The organism is Rheinheimera soli, from assembly GCF_021290985.1.
In the GTDB taxonomy this organism is placed as follows: domain Bacteria; phylum Pseudomonadota; class Gammaproteobacteria; order Enterobacterales; family Alteromonadaceae; genus Pararheinheimera; species Pararheinheimera soli.
The window spans coordinates 87,952-102,798 of record NZ_JAJOYU010000017.1 but is presented as its reverse complement, the minus strand read 5'-3'; the positions used below and the strand labels follow the sequence as shown (position 1 = coordinate 102,798).

The 14,847-nt window shown below is 44.8% G+C and carries 13 protein-coding genes; 4 read left to right on the top strand and 9 right to left on the bottom strand.

All coding sequences use genetic code 11. The features are described from left to right. Positions 1–672 precede the first annotated feature (672 nt). The 3 genes from LSG37_RS13185 to LSG37_RS13175 form a co-directional block, all read right to left on the bottom strand. Positions 673–1,779 carry an META domain-containing protein gene (locus LSG37_RS13185; RefSeq protein WP_233080320.1) on the bottom strand — a complete coding sequence of 369 codons (1,107 nt, stop codon included), beginning with the start codon at positions 1,777–1,779 and terminating at the stop codon, positions 673–675. 81 nt (positions 1,780–1,860) lie between these two features. Continuing rightward, positions 1,861–2,751, bottom strand: a complete 891-nt coding sequence (locus LSG37_RS13180; RefSeq protein ID WP_233080319.1) for an alpha/beta fold hydrolase — start codon at positions 2,749–2,751, stop codon at positions 1,861–1,863. A gap of 106 nt (positions 2,752–2,857) precedes the next feature. Further along, complete coding sequence (locus LSG37_RS13175) at positions 2,858–5,470, bottom strand: TonB-dependent receptor plug domain-containing protein (protein ID WP_233080318.1); 2,613 nt, start codon at positions 5,468–5,470, stop codon at positions 2,858–2,860. 292 nt (positions 5,471–5,762) lie between these two features. Here LSG37_RS13175 and LSG37_RS13170 point away from each other — a divergent pair, with 292 nt between their 5' ends. After that, positions 5,763–7,979 (top strand): S9 family peptidase, encoded by a 2,217-nt coding sequence (locus LSG37_RS13170; RefSeq protein WP_233080317.1) that lies wholly within the window; start codon positions 5,763–5,765, stop codon positions 7,977–7,979. A gap of 30 nt (positions 7,980–8,009) precedes the next feature. Here LSG37_RS13170 and LSG37_RS13165 read toward each other — a convergent pair whose 3' ends face one another. Next, entirely contained in the window at positions 8,010–8,993 is a 984-nt protein-coding gene (locus tag LSG37_RS13165; RefSeq protein WP_233080316.1) for a 2-hydroxyacid dehydrogenase, read from the bottom strand. Between the two features lie 78 nt (positions 8,994–9,071). Continuing rightward, the gene (locus LSG37_RS13160) at positions 9,072–9,557 is read right to left on the bottom strand and encodes a glutathione peroxidase (RefSeq protein ID WP_233080315.1); all 486 of its coding nucleotides are present in this window, start codon (positions 9,555–9,557) and stop codon (positions 9,072–9,074) included. Between the two features lie 101 nt (positions 9,558–9,658). On the opposite strand from LSG37_RS13160, the gene LSG37_RS13155 reads away from it, so the two are divergent. Then, positions 9,659–10,546, top strand: a complete 888-nt coding sequence (locus LSG37_RS13155; protein ID WP_233080314.1) for an NAD(P)-dependent oxidoreductase — start codon at positions 9,659–9,661, stop codon at positions 10,544–10,546. A 13-nt stretch (positions 10,547–10,559) separates the two neighbouring features. On the opposite strand, the gene LSG37_RS13150 is transcribed toward LSG37_RS13155, so the two are convergent. After that, positions 10,560–10,730, bottom strand: coding sequence for a hypothetical protein (locus tag LSG37_RS13150; RefSeq protein ID WP_233080313.1), 171 nt, complete (start codon positions 10,728–10,730; stop codon positions 10,560–10,562). Positions 10,731–10,823: 93 nt separating this feature from the next. Between LSG37_RS13150 and LSG37_RS13145 the strand changes: the two genes are divergently transcribed. Together LSG37_RS13145 and LSG37_RS13140 are read left to right on the top strand one after the other, a co-directional pair. Continuing rightward, complete coding sequence (locus LSG37_RS13145) at positions 10,824–11,849, top strand: GlxA family transcriptional regulator (RefSeq protein WP_233080312.1); 1,026 nt, start codon at positions 10,824–10,826, stop codon at positions 11,847–11,849. 102 nt (positions 11,850–11,951) lie between these two features. Next, on the top strand, positions 11,952–12,467 hold the full coding sequence (locus tag LSG37_RS13140; protein WP_233080311.1) for a hypothetical protein: 516 nt from the start codon (positions 11,952–11,954) through the stop codon (positions 12,465–12,467). Between the two features lie 37 nt (positions 12,468–12,504). Here the strand turns inward: LSG37_RS13140 and LSG37_RS13135 are convergent, their stop codons facing one another. The 3 genes from LSG37_RS13135 to LSG37_RS13125 are packed head-to-tail and all read right to left on the bottom strand — an operon-like array spanning position 12,505 to position 14,843. Further along, positions 12,505–13,161 (bottom strand): CoA transferase subunit B, encoded by a 657-nt coding sequence (locus tag LSG37_RS13135; protein ID WP_233080310.1) that lies wholly within the window; start codon positions 13,159–13,161, stop codon positions 12,505–12,507. A gap of 12 nt (positions 13,162–13,173) precedes the next feature. Beyond that, the gene (locus LSG37_RS13130) at positions 13,174–13,875 is read right to left on the bottom strand and encodes a CoA transferase subunit A (RefSeq protein ID WP_233080309.1); all 702 of its coding nucleotides are present in this window, start codon (positions 13,873–13,875) and stop codon (positions 13,174–13,176) included. A gap of 29 nt (positions 13,876–13,904) precedes the next feature. Continuing rightward, on the bottom strand, positions 13,905–14,843 hold the full coding sequence (locus LSG37_RS13125; RefSeq protein ID WP_233080308.1) for a hydroxymethylglutaryl-CoA lyase: 939 nt from the start codon (positions 14,841–14,843) through the stop codon (positions 13,905–13,907). Between the last annotated feature and the right edge of the window lie 4 nt (positions 14,844–14,847).

Genomic DNA, 14,847 nt, shown 5'->3' with positions numbered 1-14,847 from the left:
GCGAGGGGCTTTTTTATTTACTTCGAAATCGGTGGTGGACCATTCGAGCAGAGCATCCCCCATGCGACAAATTGGCAGGGAGCCAATTTGGACCGCCAACGGCGGGTCGCGAAGCGGCGAACCCCACGGATGGGGTGAGCAAAGTAGTTCACCGCCCCGAATTCAGCACCAATCCGCTGTTAAATGGCCGGGCAAGACAACCTGCTGTCGCCTGACCGCCCGGAATAATGTAGTTCACCGCACCCAAATTCAACACCAATCTGCTTTTAAACTAATCTAGGTTCAAGATCCTCAGCGTTGTACCCACCAGTACTTTCATGCAAAGTATTCAAATTCAAACAAATACAAAACAAGGCCAATCCATGCCCAATTCCCTACGAACCTACAGCAACAACATCTTTATCGCTCTAAGCCGTTTACTAAATGCCATACTCGGTGGAAACCCAAGCTTAACGTTAAGCGCAAGAGCAGGTCTGAATTATAGAAAAGGGCAGTGGAGGCAACAAAGACGATTGATCAATACACTATTCTGGTTACAAAAGGACCATTGTGAATTTGCGATACGATTGGATACAGACAGAAACCAGCAAGCGATAAGGGATGTTACAGAAGGAAGTACAGAGAAAACAGCGCCTTTGTGACATCGACGACATCACAAAGGCATCAGAATGATTAATTAAGCGCAGGTCTCATTTCAACCACAACTTCGTTATTATGGAAAAGTTGTAACTTGTCACCGTTTAATTCGATACGATCAGCCATCTGTAAGTGCTGAGTAAAGTTTGACTCGTAGTAGTTACTTTGAGCACAGTACTTTTTAGTGCTAACTAAAGGATTTACTTTCAATAAGTTAGAGCTTTGGCTGTAGCTGGCGTTAAATACATTACAACCAGAAAAACCATAAAGTTTGGCATTATCATTAAACAACATACGTAAATTGTATTGTTGTGGTACCTGGATAAATTTTACTCGTTCTACCCTCCAGACGATGCCTTGCACCTTGGCAAGATTCAGTTTGTCTGGGCAGGTGGCTCCAGGCCAAAATTGCTCAAACTTTTCCACAAAAAGCATCTTGTCTTCTTTTGGGCTTTGACGCGCAACCATAGTGGCAATAACTGCTTTGCCGTTTAGATTTTTGTCGGTCTGGTAATTACGCAGCATAGGAATATGATGTTGAGTCATGGCTATAGATGATTTTTCACCATTACTACATGAGGTAAAAAAGGCATTATTATCAATAACCTGATATGTACCTAACATCTGCATACTGGTATCAAGTTTAACAAAGTTGTTTGAACGAACTAACTCATAGTTGTCTTTCGATACTACAGGTTTACCTGCTTCATCCAATAAAACTACTTTGTTATTGCTGACAAACTGGAACGACGGTATTTTCGCTTGCTGAGACATCAAGTGGATCACACGACCCTCCAGCAACCAGGTACCTTTCACAAGGTTTACTTCATGCTGATCAATGAATTCCTGACGCGCTTCAAACTTACCATCCTGGAATAAGTTCACGTGATATTTCACACCAGGGCAACCTTCACAAGGTAAGGTCCCAATAAAGCTCATATCACGATCTATAAAAATATGACCAAAATCAGTGGCTTGTGCTTGAGCGATGTTGTCATTTAATACTTCATTTTCGACTAATTCAGGTTCAGCAGCTACTACAGGCTCACTGACTTGAGCGATTGGAGCTGGTGCCTGCTGTGGTAATTGGCTACAACCAGCCACTGCCAGAAGTACAGCACTTACAATAAAACTATGTTTCATATCTATCAGGACCCATTGAAAATTGGCGCCATTATAAAGCAACTACGCAGACAGTCGAATGGTATTGCTGATTAAAAATTGTCATATTTTATTCTTTACTTGCTGCAGCAAGAACTGGTGGACTAATTCTGCGCTTTCTTTCGGACTTTCCTGCATAAAACAATGACCACCTGTCACCTTATGCAACTGAACTGAGTTATTTAATTTGCTCCACTTTTCTGCAGATTTACTGACAAAAGGGTAAGTCTTGTTCCCATAGATCAATAACGTGGGGCTGCAATACTGTTTTAGCTGTGGCCATAGTTGTTTTGGATAAGAGCCAAATATTTCGGCTTCGCGCTCAGCTTTGCATTTTAATTCCAGCCCGTCATTACTATGATACAAAGCATGATCGATGTAACTTGCCAGCGCATCGTCCTGCCAGTTTTTAAACATGCCTCTTTGATGCAAGTAAGTAAAAGCAGAGTCTTTATCTGGCCACTGCTGACGGCGGTTGAGCGCTTTTTTAACCATGGGATTTTTTTTATATAAGCCCAGCCAATCCAGAGTTTGCATCAGTGTCAGCATCCTAGGTGTAAATAACACCGGATCAAGTAAAACTACGGCATCAAATGGACTGGTTGTTTTACTGTTAATCAGTGCTGTTAATACACCGCCAAAACTATGTCCGACAGCATAACAGGGGGCATCAGCAAATAAGTCTTTGTGCGCCAGCCAGGCATCAAGAGCAAGATCAGCACTTTGATTCCAACCTATAAAAGCGCCGCCATGGTCACTATCCCCATGACCCTGAGCATCGGATAAAAATAAATCAAAATAGGGAGCAAGCTGAGTTAAAAAAGGTTGGTACATCCGGCTGCAATAACCGTTGCCATGCAAAATATGCAATACAGCTTTACCACTGGGAGAGGTGTAAAATCCTCTTAAGGTAAAACCGTATTGTGTAGCGTAGCTCCAGGGGATTAAGTCCATCTTTTATCTTTCGTATCTAAACCAGAATGCACTTTGCCATGGTCATACCAGATCTGCAAATAAAAAGCCCGGCTTGAAACCGGGCTTTTAAGTTTATTTACTTCTATCAGAAGTTATAGTTTAGGCGGACGTAATAAAAGCCACCGTTGATACCCATAACTGCGGTTGTTGGGTATTTAGAGCCCGCAATCCCCTGCCATTTATGTTCATCAGGATAGGCGTCAAATAAGTTTTGCGCACCAACGCTGATTTCATAACTGTCGTTGATACTGTAGCTGACTTCCGCATCAACCGTAATAGCTGAGCCTACTTCGATTGGTATACCTTCGTCGGCTTCCAGTAAAATACCGTTGTCCAGATGGTCTTCGTAAAATGCACCAAAGTGGTTAAAGCGGACATAACCTCTCCAGTCGCCGTAGTTTTGGTTTACAGTGAAACTACCACGGACACGAGGTAAGCCACGTTCTAGCTGCTCTTTTTTAGCATCGCTGATATTGGTTGTTAATTCGCCATCAATCAGGTATTCGCTTATCCGATCGACGTTGGTGTCGGTCCAGTTGTACGCAAAAGCCAGAGTAGTACGGCCATCCCACAGGTCAAATCCGTAGTTAGCTACTAAATCCAAGCCTTGAGTTGTGGTATCAAAATCGTTAGTAAAATATTTTACGCTGGTAAAGCTGCTCGCATCGTTTACGCCCAAGGCTAACAGCGCTTCTATATCTTCGTCTTTTAGCTCCAGAGAAGAAGTCTGACTGATGCGGTCATCTACTTTAATATGGAAATAATCCAAAGTGACATACCAGTCATTTACTTCAAGCACTGTACCTAAAGAAAAGTTTTTCGACTTTTCCGGAGTTAATGGCTTACCACCTTTTTGCAGTGAAATAGGGTGGTCAGGAGGTAAGGTTGCTGTATCTACCAAACCTGCAGGGCTGAATGATGTGGTGACGTTACGCACATGACTTTGACCCACAGTAGGAGCCCGGAAGCCTGTGCTGACTGCTGAACGGAAGGCTATCTCATCAGTGGCCTGATAACGCGCTGTGATTTTGCCATTGGTCGTATCACCAAAGTCTTCAAAGTCTTCAAAGCGTAAAGCAAAATCCATACGGAAGTCATCACTAAACTCTGCCCCTAACTCGGTGTAGGCTGCATAGCTATAACGATTGAATGATCCCGCATCTTCTGGTTTAAATCCTGGGAAGCCGTTTGAACCTATACCAAAACCTTGTGAAGCTAATGGGCCTACTTCAAAAGAAGCTGCATCACCGGCATAAATCTCAAAGGTTTCATCACGATATTCGACACCACCAGCCACATTGAGTGGGTAAGGCAGTGCATCGACTTCAAATGGTTTGTTAAAATCTAAGTTAGCCGCTTTTTCCAGCTGTACATACTTACCTGGGCTGAAGTCACGCGGAGTATCTGCGCCTAAAGAAGGGTTCAGGGTGTTTTTGATATAAAACTCTACTTCGCTGCGGCCAATCGACATACTGGCATCAAAAGCCCAGCCTGAGTCCAATTCACCTTTTACACCTGACGCTATAGCTGTGTCTGTCACTACACCACCAAACTTAGGTGTAAAACCACCAGGTAACATACCGTAGTAAGTAAAACAGTGAGCTGGAAGTGCATCTACGTCTGCCTGGATATCTGCATGGTTTCGGAAGTTATCACCTGTCTTAGCCGCAATAGAGCCACAACTGCCCAGGCTTTCATCCAGATTACCGATCAGTAGATTTTCACCACCATCGTTAGAATAAACACCGCTGCGTGTAGTTGGGTGGCGATAATAAAAACCACCTTCTACATCACGTTCTGCCCAGTTGGTGAATAAGTAGAATTCACGATCTTTGGCTACTTCTAAACCAATATTGGCAAATAATTTAGCGTCCCGTTTGAATTCAGGAGAACCCCAGACTTGAGCAGGATCTGGAATGAATGGATTACCAGCAGCGGCAGAGCCAGCTGCATCACTACGTTGGACTGAACGACTGGTTGGGTCAGCCTGTTTATATTCACCACTGATATTGGCAAAACCATTGTCAGTAAAAGGCAAGCCTATATTGCCGGAAACTTGGCGTAAGTCACCGTCGCCTTCATAAAACTGGCCGGTTTTTACTTCAAAAGAACCACCTTCAGCGGCGTCTTTTAAACGGAAGTTAATTACACCAGCAATAGCGTCTGAACCATATTGAGCGGCTGCACCATCCCGTAAAATTTCAACTTGTTTTAAAGCGATTGAGGGGATAACAGAAATATCCGGGCCCTGAGAACCATCAGAAATACCACTGCCTAAAAACGTGATAACAGCAGCACGGTGGCGTCTTTTACCGTTGACTAAAACTAAGGTGCTGTCTGGTGGCAGGCCACGTAAGTTAGCAGGTCGTATTAAGGTCGAAGCGTCATTAATGGGCTGAGCATTGACGTTAAAAGAGGGCACTGCTGCGGTCATCAAGCTGACCATATCACTAGTGCCGGTTTTTGAAAACTCTTCGCCGCCAATGACGTCTACAGGAACAGCTGAATCACCTACCGAACGTGGTGCTCCCCTTGCACCAATAACGGCGATTTTCTCAACAGCTCCTTCTGCTTTTTGTTCCGCTGCTGCGTCGGGGGTTTCCTGGGCCATTAAAGTGGTGCTGAATAATAAACTGCCACATAAAGCGATTTTTATCGCTGCAGCAACAGGGTGGTAGTGGGTTATTTCTTTCTTCATGGATGTTGCCTTCTCATCTGGATTTGTGTGTTGGCTCATTTTTATCTACGAGCTCTGCACAGACCATATTTGAAAAACTTTTGTTTGTCTATCGCGATTTAATGTTAATTTGTCGCTTCATTGTGGTGATTTGTCGCACCAATCTGGTGCTTCCGCTGGTTTTGGATGTGTTTCTTCGGAAAATGAAGCGAAAAATTTGAACCTGAATAAATGAAAAATATCGGATCAGACTTGCTGTTTTAGTCAAAGTCGATTCAGATAGCAGGGTTACTTTAATCAAGGATTTACAGTAGTGAAAAAACTTCTTACTCCGGCAGCTTTAGCTACCTTGTTACTTTCAACAACAGCACTGGCAAATAGTAGGTTACCTTTAGAACGTTTGTTTGCTGAGCCCGCGTTAAGCGGTACAGCCCCCCGTTCTTTAAGCTTTTCGCCTGATGGCAGTCGTGTCACCTATCTCAAAGGCAAAGAGACAGACGCCAATAGGCTGGACCTGTGGCAATATCAAATAAAAACAGGTAAACACAGCCTTTTAGTTGATTCAAATCAATTGTTTAGTGGTCCTGAGTTACTGTCAGATGAAGAAAAAGCACGACGTGAGCGTTTACGCTTATTTGCCAGTGGTATTGTCAGTTATAACTGGTCTAAAGATGGCAAAGCTTTGCTGTTTCCGTTAAATGGCGATTTGTTTTATTACGACTTAGCCAGCCAGAAAGCACGCAAGTTAACCAATACCGAAGCCTTTGAAACCGATGCACAAATATCGCCCAAAGGTCAGTACGTATCTTTTATTCGGGAACAAAATATTTTTGTATTGGATCTGAAATCAGGCAAAGAAACTCAGTTAACAACAGATGGTAAGGGGCTGATTAAAAATGGCATGGCTGAATTCGTTGCTCAGGAAGAGATGGGCCGAATGACAGGCTATTGGTGGGCTCCTGATGACAGCAAAATTGCTTTTAGTCAGATTGATGAGTCGCCAGTGGCTGAAGCTGTGCGTAATGAAATCTATGCCGATGAAATTAAGTTATTTAATCAGCGTTATCCTTTTACTGGCACAGCGAATGTGAAGGTAAAACTGGGGGTGGTCGCAGTACAGCAACCTGCAGTGCAATGGCTGGATTTAGGTAAAGAGCAGGATATTTATCTGGCTCGGGTGAACTGGAGTAAAACAGCCTCTTTGTTGACCTATCAATGGCAAAGCCGAGATCAGCAACATCTGGAATTACGTTCTGTTGAGTTACCTTCAGGTGATACCAAAGTATTACTAAAAGAGCAGAGCCCAACCTGGCTAAATTTAAATGACGATTTGCATTTCTTAAAAGATAAACAGCATTTTGTCTGGGCATCTGAGCGGGATGGATACAAACATTTGTATTTGTATAAGCTGGATGGCACTTTGGTTCGTCAGTTGACCCAAGGCGACTGGGTTGTTAATAAAATAGAAGCCATTAATGAAGATCAAGGCATTATTTACTTCTCTGGCCGCAAAGATACACCACTGGAAAGTCATCTGTATTCAGTACCAGTCAAAGGGGGTGACAGCAAGCGTTTAACTCAGGCTGAGTTTTCACATGCAGTTGTTATGGCTGAAACAGGCCAGAGCTTTATTGATAGTTACTCTAGCGTATTACAGCCGACTAAAGTGGAATTGAAGAGCGTCGAAGGCAAAGTGCTGACTGTGCTTGAGTCTAATGATGTGGCTGGATCTCATCCGCTGGCCGAGTACAAAGATAGTCTGGTAAAACCGCGTTTTGGCACCTTAAAAGCAAAAGATGGTCAAACCTTACATTACCGTGTATTTGAGCCAAAACAGCTTGAACAGGGCAAAAAGTACCCTGTTGTAGTCGGGGTGTATGGTGGACCAGGCGCACAGCGTGTAACCAATAGTTGGAGTGCCAGGGATTTGTATTTCCAGTATCTGGCACAAAATGGCTATGTGGTATTTCAGCTGGACAACAGAGGATCTGAAAATCGCGGTAAAGCTTTTGAAGACCCAATCTACAAAAAGCTGGCCGATATAGAGCTTGTCGATCAAATTACCGGTGTGGAGTATCTGCGGACTTTGCCTTATGTCGATGCAAAACGTATTGGCATTTATGGCCACAGCTATGGCGGTTACATGGCTATTATGGCGATGTTCAAAGCGGGAGATTATTTTAAAGCTGGGGTAGCAGGCGCACCTGTCACCGACTGGGCTTTGTATGACACCCATTACACTGAACGTTATTTAGGTCATCCTGCAACAAACAAAGCGGGCTACGAGCAAAGCTCAGTCTTTCCTTATGTGAAAGACTATCAGGGCAATCTGCTGATTTACCATGGTATGGCGGACGACAACGTGCTTTTTACCCACAGTACCAAGTTGTATTCTGAATTACAGCAACAAGGTAAATTATTTGAAAGTATGGATTACCCGGGCAGTAAACACTCTATGTTTGGTCAGCCGGTGCAAACCCATTTACATAAAACCATTACTGCTTTTTTTGAACGACAATTAAAACAATAATTTGGGGGCGGGTATTTAACCCGCCCTTGATCACAATTCGTTGCCACTTAATCTGTTGGCCTGAAAAGCCAGCAGATTATCACTGGTCACCTGACAAATTTGCTGTAAAGCTTCTGCAGTAAAAAACGCCTGATGTCCGGTGATCAATACATTAGGGAAGGTCAACAGACGTTTAAACACTTCATCATCTATCAGTTGTCCGGATAAATCCTGAAAAAACAAATCGGCTTCCTGCTCATAGACATCCAGACCTAAATAACCAATTTTACGGATCTTCAGCGCTTTAATCACGGCTTTGGTATCTATTAAGCCACCTCTGCTGGTATTAATCAGCATCACACCGTCTTTCATCAATGCCAGGCTATCACTATTGACCATATGCTGAGTTTGAGGATTTAACGGACAATGCAGACTGATCACATTTGATTCTGCCCATAATTCTTCCAAAGACACATAGCGTACACCAGCTTTGACCAGCTCATCATTCTCCTGAATATCGTAACAGAGCACTTGCATACCAAAACCAAGCAGGATCTTCGCCGTTGCCGCTCCTATGCGGCCTGTACCCACCAAGCCTGCAGTTTTGTCATGCAGGTTAAAACCCAATAAGCCGTCGAGCACAAAGTTGTCATCCCGCACCCTGTTATAGGCTTTATGTAATTTTCGGTTTAAACACAGGATCATCGCAACAGTGTGTTCTGCGACAGCTTCAGGTGAGTAAGCGGGAACGCGGGCAACCCGCAGGCCAAGCTCTTTGGCCGCCGCCAAATCGACATTATTAAAACCTGCGCAGCGTAAGGCTATCATGCCTACGCCCGCGGCTTTCAAATCGGCAAGTACAGGGGCAGACAGATCGTCATTTACAAAAACACAAACAGCAGCATAGCCTTGCGTTAGTTTGGCGCTTTGTTGATCCAGTGGGCCATCAAAAAAGCTGAACTCAATACTTGAGTCTGCCCAATCAGCAAAACTTGTCTGATCGTATTTTTTCGCGCTAAAGACTGCAACTTTCATTTTGGGGCTCCTTACTTCCTGATCCGAAACTCAGAGTAACGCAAAAAGTCGCTGCCTATGTTGTTTTTAATCAAAGCATCAGCTGTTCAGCACTTCTTCAACCGACTGATGCAAGCTGGAAGGCTTAGTTCGAGGCGCATAACGTTTGACGACATCACCCTGACGATTGACTAAAAACTTAGTGAAGTTCCATTTAATAGCGCGGGTTTTCATCAAACCACGGGCCTGATCTTTTAAATATTCAAACAAAGGGTCTGAATCCAGACCATTCACCTGTACCTTGCCAAAAACCGGAAAACTTACACCGTAATTCAGCTGACAGAATTGCTGTATTTCAGCATTGGACCCTGGTTCCTGAGCTCCAAACTGATTACATGGAAAAGCTAATACGACGAAACCCTGATCTTTGTATTGCTGATATAAAGCTTCCAGCTCCTGATACTGTGAGGTAAAACCACACTGGCTGGCTGTGTTGACAATCAGTACCACTTTATCCCTGTATTGAGCTAAATCGACGTCCTGACCCAGACTGTCCTTCACTTTGAAATGGTGAACCTTTGGCATAACTGTCCTTTTCTGCAACTCGTCTGATGCTTTTGCGTCAGAGCCCCTGATTCTAGTAAGCTTCTTGGCATTCAAGTCTGTCACAGAAATAAGTCAAAATTATGTCAAATTTATCACAACAAAAAGTTGCCTTTGTCGGTTTAGGTGTTATGGGTTTTCCAATGGCTGGGCATCTGCAGCAAAAAGGCGAGCAAGTTTGTGTCTATAACAGAACAAAGCAGAAGGCGTTGGATTGGGTGCAGCAGTATGGAGGTAGCTGTGCATCCACACCGGCAGAAGCTGCCAAAGGTGCCAATGTGGTGATGTTATGTGTAGGCAATGATGATGATGTGCGCTCTGTCGTCTATGGTGAACACGGCGTTTTAGCTACTATGCGACCAGGCTCTTTATTGATTGATCACACCACAGCCTCAGCCGATTTAGCTCGTGAACTGGCTTTGGCCTGCAAAGCAAAAGGCATAGGTTTTTTAGATGCACCTGTATCAGGTGGTCAGGCTGGTGCGCAGAATGGTCTGCTGACCATTATGCTGGGCGGCGAAGTTGCTGAGTTTGCAAAAGCTGAAAGCACGCTTATGAAATACGCCCGCAGTGCCCGTTTATTAGGGCCTGCTGGTTCTGGTCAACTGGCCAAAATGGTCAATCAAATTTGTATTGCCGGCGTAGTACAAGGCTTGGCTGAGGCTATGCACTTTGCCCAGCAGGCCGGACTGGATGGTCAAGCCGTTTTGGACACCATCAGCAAAGGCGCTGCTCAATCCTGGCAAATGGAAAACCGAGGCTCCACTATGTTGCAAGGCAAATACGACTTTGGTTTTGCGGTCGACTGGATGCGTAAAGATTTAGCAATCACCTTAAACGAAGCCCGCCACAACGGTGCCACTTTGCCACTGACTGCTTTAGTCGATCAGTTTTACGCTCAAGTGCAGGCTATGGGTGGCGGTCGCTGGGATACGTCCAGTTTACTGACCGTATTGCAGCGTAAAAGTTAACATTTCAGCACTTTTAGTCCTCCAGACTGATGCTGGCCAAACCTAAGGTCAGCACCAGTAGTATAGGAATTTGCACCAGATGCAGCATTGGATCTGGTGTTATTTGCAGAGCAAGCCCTACCACCATAGCCCAGACCAAAGCCAATAAAGCCCATACTGTTTTGCGTTTTGACAGTTGAAACATAACTACCTCCTGTTGTTGATGCTGATACTTTACTCTTAGGTTGATAGGGTCTAAAGTGTCGCTAATGACGTATTTGAGGCGGTAAGTGACATTATGAAACGCGTTGGCATTTGGGTAAATCAAGACGCAGTGATGAGCAGTGTGACAGGGGTAATGGATTTTTTTACCTTCTGTAATAAATACTGGCAATTAATACAGCAAAGCGATCAGCAGTTATTTGAAACTGTGTTGATGGGACCTAATACTCAGCTACAGCAGGGGCCTTTTACGCTGCAGGTTGAACCTGTTGATGTAAATCAGATTGATATTCTGTTGATCCCCGGATTTTACGCCTATAACTCAAACGATCTGCTGCGTGTGAGTCAGGAATTGCTGCCTTACAAGGCTGAATTACAGCAGATGCTGCAACAGGGTAAGTGGCTGGGTGCTTTTTGTAATGGCACTTTTGCGCTGGCCGGAACGGGCTTGTTAAATGGCCTGCAATCTACTTCAGTCTGGTTTTTTAAAGACTATTTCCGTCAGATGTTTCCGCAGGTAAAACTGGATTTACAGCAGTTGGTGGTGCAGCAACAGACCATTTTGACCGGCGGTGCTACCACTTCATACCTGAACTTATGCCTGCGTTTTGTTGAGCTGTGTATGGACACGGCTTTTGCTCAGCAAATGGCAAAAATTATGCTGACGGATCCAAACCGAACCTCACAGCTACCTTATCTGTCTTTACAACTGGCACCTCAACACAAAGATGCGAAGTTAACTGAAATTCAGCAGTACCTGCAGACTCATCTGGCGGAGCCGGTCAGTCTGGAGCAATTAGCCGAAACTTTTGCCATGACACCCCGTACTTTGATCCGGCGTTTTAAACAACATTTAGACGAAACCCCTATGGCTTATCTGCAGCGTTTACGTATTGAGAGGGCGAAGTCTTTGCTGGAAAATACCTTGTGGACTGCAGAAGAAATAATGCAGCAAGTTGGCTATGAGGACATTTCGTCTTTTCGGAAGCTATTTGTGCATTACACCAGCTTGACCCCTAAAGCGTATCGGCAAAAATTTATGTTTGAGCCACAAATTAACTGTTGTCCGGTCAGTGGCCGTGAACGGGAGTCTGCGGCATAATTAATCGCCGCACTGTTAATTAACAAAATTTAACAAATGAGTCAGGAAAAGTTTGTTTTGTGCTATTATCATGTGGCCAATTCATTGATGAAAGTTAATTAAATGTATTTATCTGAGATCGGCTGGCATCTTTATGCGCTGCTTTTTATTCTTTGTGTGCTACTCCCGGCTTTGGTTTTATCGGCTCTGGTGTATTTTAAACCTCTTTGGTTAAGACAATCTTTATGGGTTTTCAGCCTTTGTAGTTTGTGCTTCTTACTGCTCAGTCTGAAGTTTAGTGATAACACTTTGTTAATGAATGGCAACGCTCTGGAGCTGAAAGCGGGGTTGTATCAGACCAAAATTGATGATATTCACTCAGCGCAAAGTAAAGTTTCAGTGGTGTTTTGTGACGAGTTGGGCGAGTTCAAGCCTGTAGTTGCTGTAAACGCGATTAATTTGCCTAATTACAAAGTCGGTTGGTACAGGTTAGCTAATCAGCAAACAGCTTTTGTAATGTTGATTGGCAATATAGATAAAGTGACTGTGGTCAGCACTAAAAATGCGATAGCGTTAATTAGTGGTGATATTAATAGAGACAATGCTGGTGCCGGTTTACAGGCCAAGGCGTTTCGATAGGGTCAGAAGCCTTGCCTCTGACCCTTTATGTTTTACATCAGAACTGCATTTCCGGAATATCACCCGAAACCACTAACTTACCCGCAGTTTTTTGCTGAATTTCTTCCACGCTAATGCCTGGTGCGCGCTCCAGTAAATGGAAAGCGCCGTCCCGAACTTCCAGTACAGCTAAATCAGTCACAATCTTTTTCACGCAGTTCACACCAGTCAAAGGCAAAGTACAGCTATCCAGTAACTTGGAACTGCCGTATTTGTCGGCGTGGGTCATAGTGACAATAATATTTTGTGCACCAGCCACTAAATCCATAGCGCCGCCCATGCCTTTGACCAGTTTGCCCGGGATCATCCAACTGGCAATATTGCCGTTTTGATCGACTTCAAAAGCGCCCAGCACTGTTAAATCCACATGACCGCCACGGATCATGGCAAAACTTTCTGCTGAGCTGAAAATGGCAGCGCCTTTGATGGCGGTGACAGTTTCTTTGCCTGCGTTGATCATATCGGCATCTAATTCAGCTTCGGTTGGGTAGGGGCCCATACCTAATAAACCGTTTTCCGATTGCAGCATTACTTCAATACCTGCAGGTACATAGTTCGCCACTAAGGTCGGGATACCTATGCCTAAATTGACGTAATAGCCGTCCTGTAATTCCTGAGCCACCCGCATAGCGACCTGTTCACGTGATAATGCCATTTGCTGTGCTCCTTAAGCCTGACGGACCATACGACGTTCAATGCGTTTCTCAAAGCTGGCTTTGATCACACGTTGCACATAAATACCTGGTGTGTGAATTTGGCTTGGCTCCAGTTCACCCGGCTCGACGATTTCTTCCACTTCAGCCACAGTGATTTTGCCTGCAGTGGCTGCCATAGGGTTGAAGTTCATTGAGGTATGGCGGAACACCAGATTGCCGTAACGGTCCGCTTTCCAGGCCCGCACTATAGCGAAATCACCGGTAATGGCTTCTTCCAGCACATAATTGCGGCCATTAATTTCACGGGTTTCTTTACCGTCAGCCACAGGAGTACCGTAACCAGTAGCGGTGAAAAAAGCCGGAATACCAGCACCACCAGCGCGGATTTTTTCAGCCAGCGTGCCTTGAGGCGTTAACACAACTTCTAATTCACCTGACAGTAGCTGCTTTTCAAATAAAGCGTTTTCGCCGACATAAGAGGCGACCATCTTTTTGATTTGACGCTCTTCCAAAAGCACACCTAAACCAAAACCATCTACACCACAGTTGTTAGACACCACTGTTAAATCACGGGTGCCCATTTTTTTGATCTGAGCAATCAGTCCTTCCGGAATGCCACATAAACCAAAACCACCGGCTATTACTGTCATGCCATCGGTCAGGCCTGCCAGCGCTTCTTCGTAGCTGGTCACAACTTTATTAAACCCTGCCATTTTGTATCCTTAAAAGATGCTATCAATGATTAATTCTGCTGGCATTTGGCCTTTAGCGCCAATCCTACTTTAGAACTAGGCGCTTTGCCCAGCTGTTCGCTGATAAACCAGCCAATAGGCGCCAGCCGTTGTAAATCAACACCGCTATGGATGCCAAGGCCGTTGAGTAAATACACCACTTCTTCAGTGGCAACATTGCCTGACGCACCAGCAGCGTATGGACAGCCGCCCAATCCTGCGACTGAGCTGTCGACCACAGCAATACCACGTTGTAGCGCTGCGTAAATATTACTTAACGCCTGGCCATACGTATCGTGAAAATGCACAGCTAATTGCTCTACAGGCACTACAGCCAGCACTGCATCGAGCATTGCATTGACTTTTGCCGGAGTGCCAACCCCTATGGTGTCACCTAACGAAATTTCGTAGCAGCCCATATCGAGCAAGGCTTTAGCAACCCGTGCTACTTCAGAGGGGACAACGTTGCCTTGATAAGGACAGCCGACCACACAAGAGACATAACCCCGAACTTTAATACCATCGTGCTTGGCTTGTGCCATCACTGGGGCAAAACGCTCAAGACTTTCCGCTATGCTGCAGTTGATATTTTTCTGGGTAAAAGCCTCAGATGCGGCACCAAAGACCGCAACTTCAGTCGCACCTGCTGCTTTGGCTGCTTCATAGCCTTGCAGATTGGGTGTCAAAGCCGTGTACTGAATACCTGCTTTACGGCTGATTTGTGCAAATACAGCAGCAGAATCAGCCATTTGTGGCACCCATTTCGGCGAGACAAAAGCGCCGGTTTCAATGGTGATAAGGCCTGTTTCAGCTAAGCGGTTCACCAGCTCGACTTTTGCCGCCAGCGACACAGCTTTTTCATTTTGCAGACCATCGCGTGGGCCTACTTCAACAAGTCGTACGGCTTTGGGCAAACCTGCCGTATGTTGCGTGTTTAGTATCAATGACATAAAA

Bases quoted from the DNA above. Each gene is read 5' to 3' on its own strand.
- LSG37_RS13185 (WP_233080320.1), bottom strand. From the start codon at position 1,779: ATGAAACATAGTTTTATTGTAAGTGCTGTACTTCTGGCAGTGGCTGGT.
- LSG37_RS13180 (WP_233080319.1), bottom strand. From the start codon at position 2,751: ATGGACTTAATCCCCTGGAGCTACGCTACACAATACGGTTTTACCTTA.
- LSG37_RS13175 (WP_233080318.1), bottom strand. From the start codon at position 5,470: ATGAAGAAAGAAATAACCCACTACCACCCTGTTGCTGCAGCGATAAAA.
- LSG37_RS13165 (WP_233080316.1), bottom strand. From the start codon at position 8,993: ATGAAAGTTGCAGTCTTTAGCGCGAAAAAATACGATCAGACAAGTTTT.
- LSG37_RS13160 (WP_233080315.1), bottom strand. From the start codon at position 9,557: ATGCCAAAGGTTCACCATTTCAAAGTGAAGGACAGTCTGGGTCAGGAC.
- LSG37_RS13155 (WP_233080314.1), top strand. From the start codon at position 9,659: ATGTCAAATTTATCACAACAAAAAGTTGCCTTTGTCGGTTTAGGTGTT.
- LSG37_RS13150 (WP_233080313.1), bottom strand. From the start codon at position 10,730: ATGTTTCAACTGTCAAAACGCAAAACAGTATGGGCTTTATTGGCTTTG.
- LSG37_RS13145 (WP_233080312.1), top strand. From the start codon at position 10,824: ATGAAACGCGTTGGCATTTGGGTAAATCAAGACGCAGTGATGAGCAGT.
- LSG37_RS13140 (WP_233080311.1), top strand. From the start codon at position 11,952: ATGTATTTATCTGAGATCGGCTGGCATCTTTATGCGCTGCTTTTTATT.
- LSG37_RS13135 (WP_233080310.1), bottom strand. From the start codon at position 13,161: ATGGCATTATCACGTGAACAGGTCGCTATGCGGGTGGCTCAGGAATTA.
- LSG37_RS13130 (WP_233080309.1), bottom strand. From the start codon at position 13,875: ATGGCAGGGTTTAATAAAGTTGTGACCAGCTACGAAGAAGCGCTGGCA.
- LSG37_RS13125 (WP_233080308.1), bottom strand. From the start codon at position 14,843: ATGTCATTGATACTAAACACGCAACATACGGCAGGTTTGCCCAAAGCC.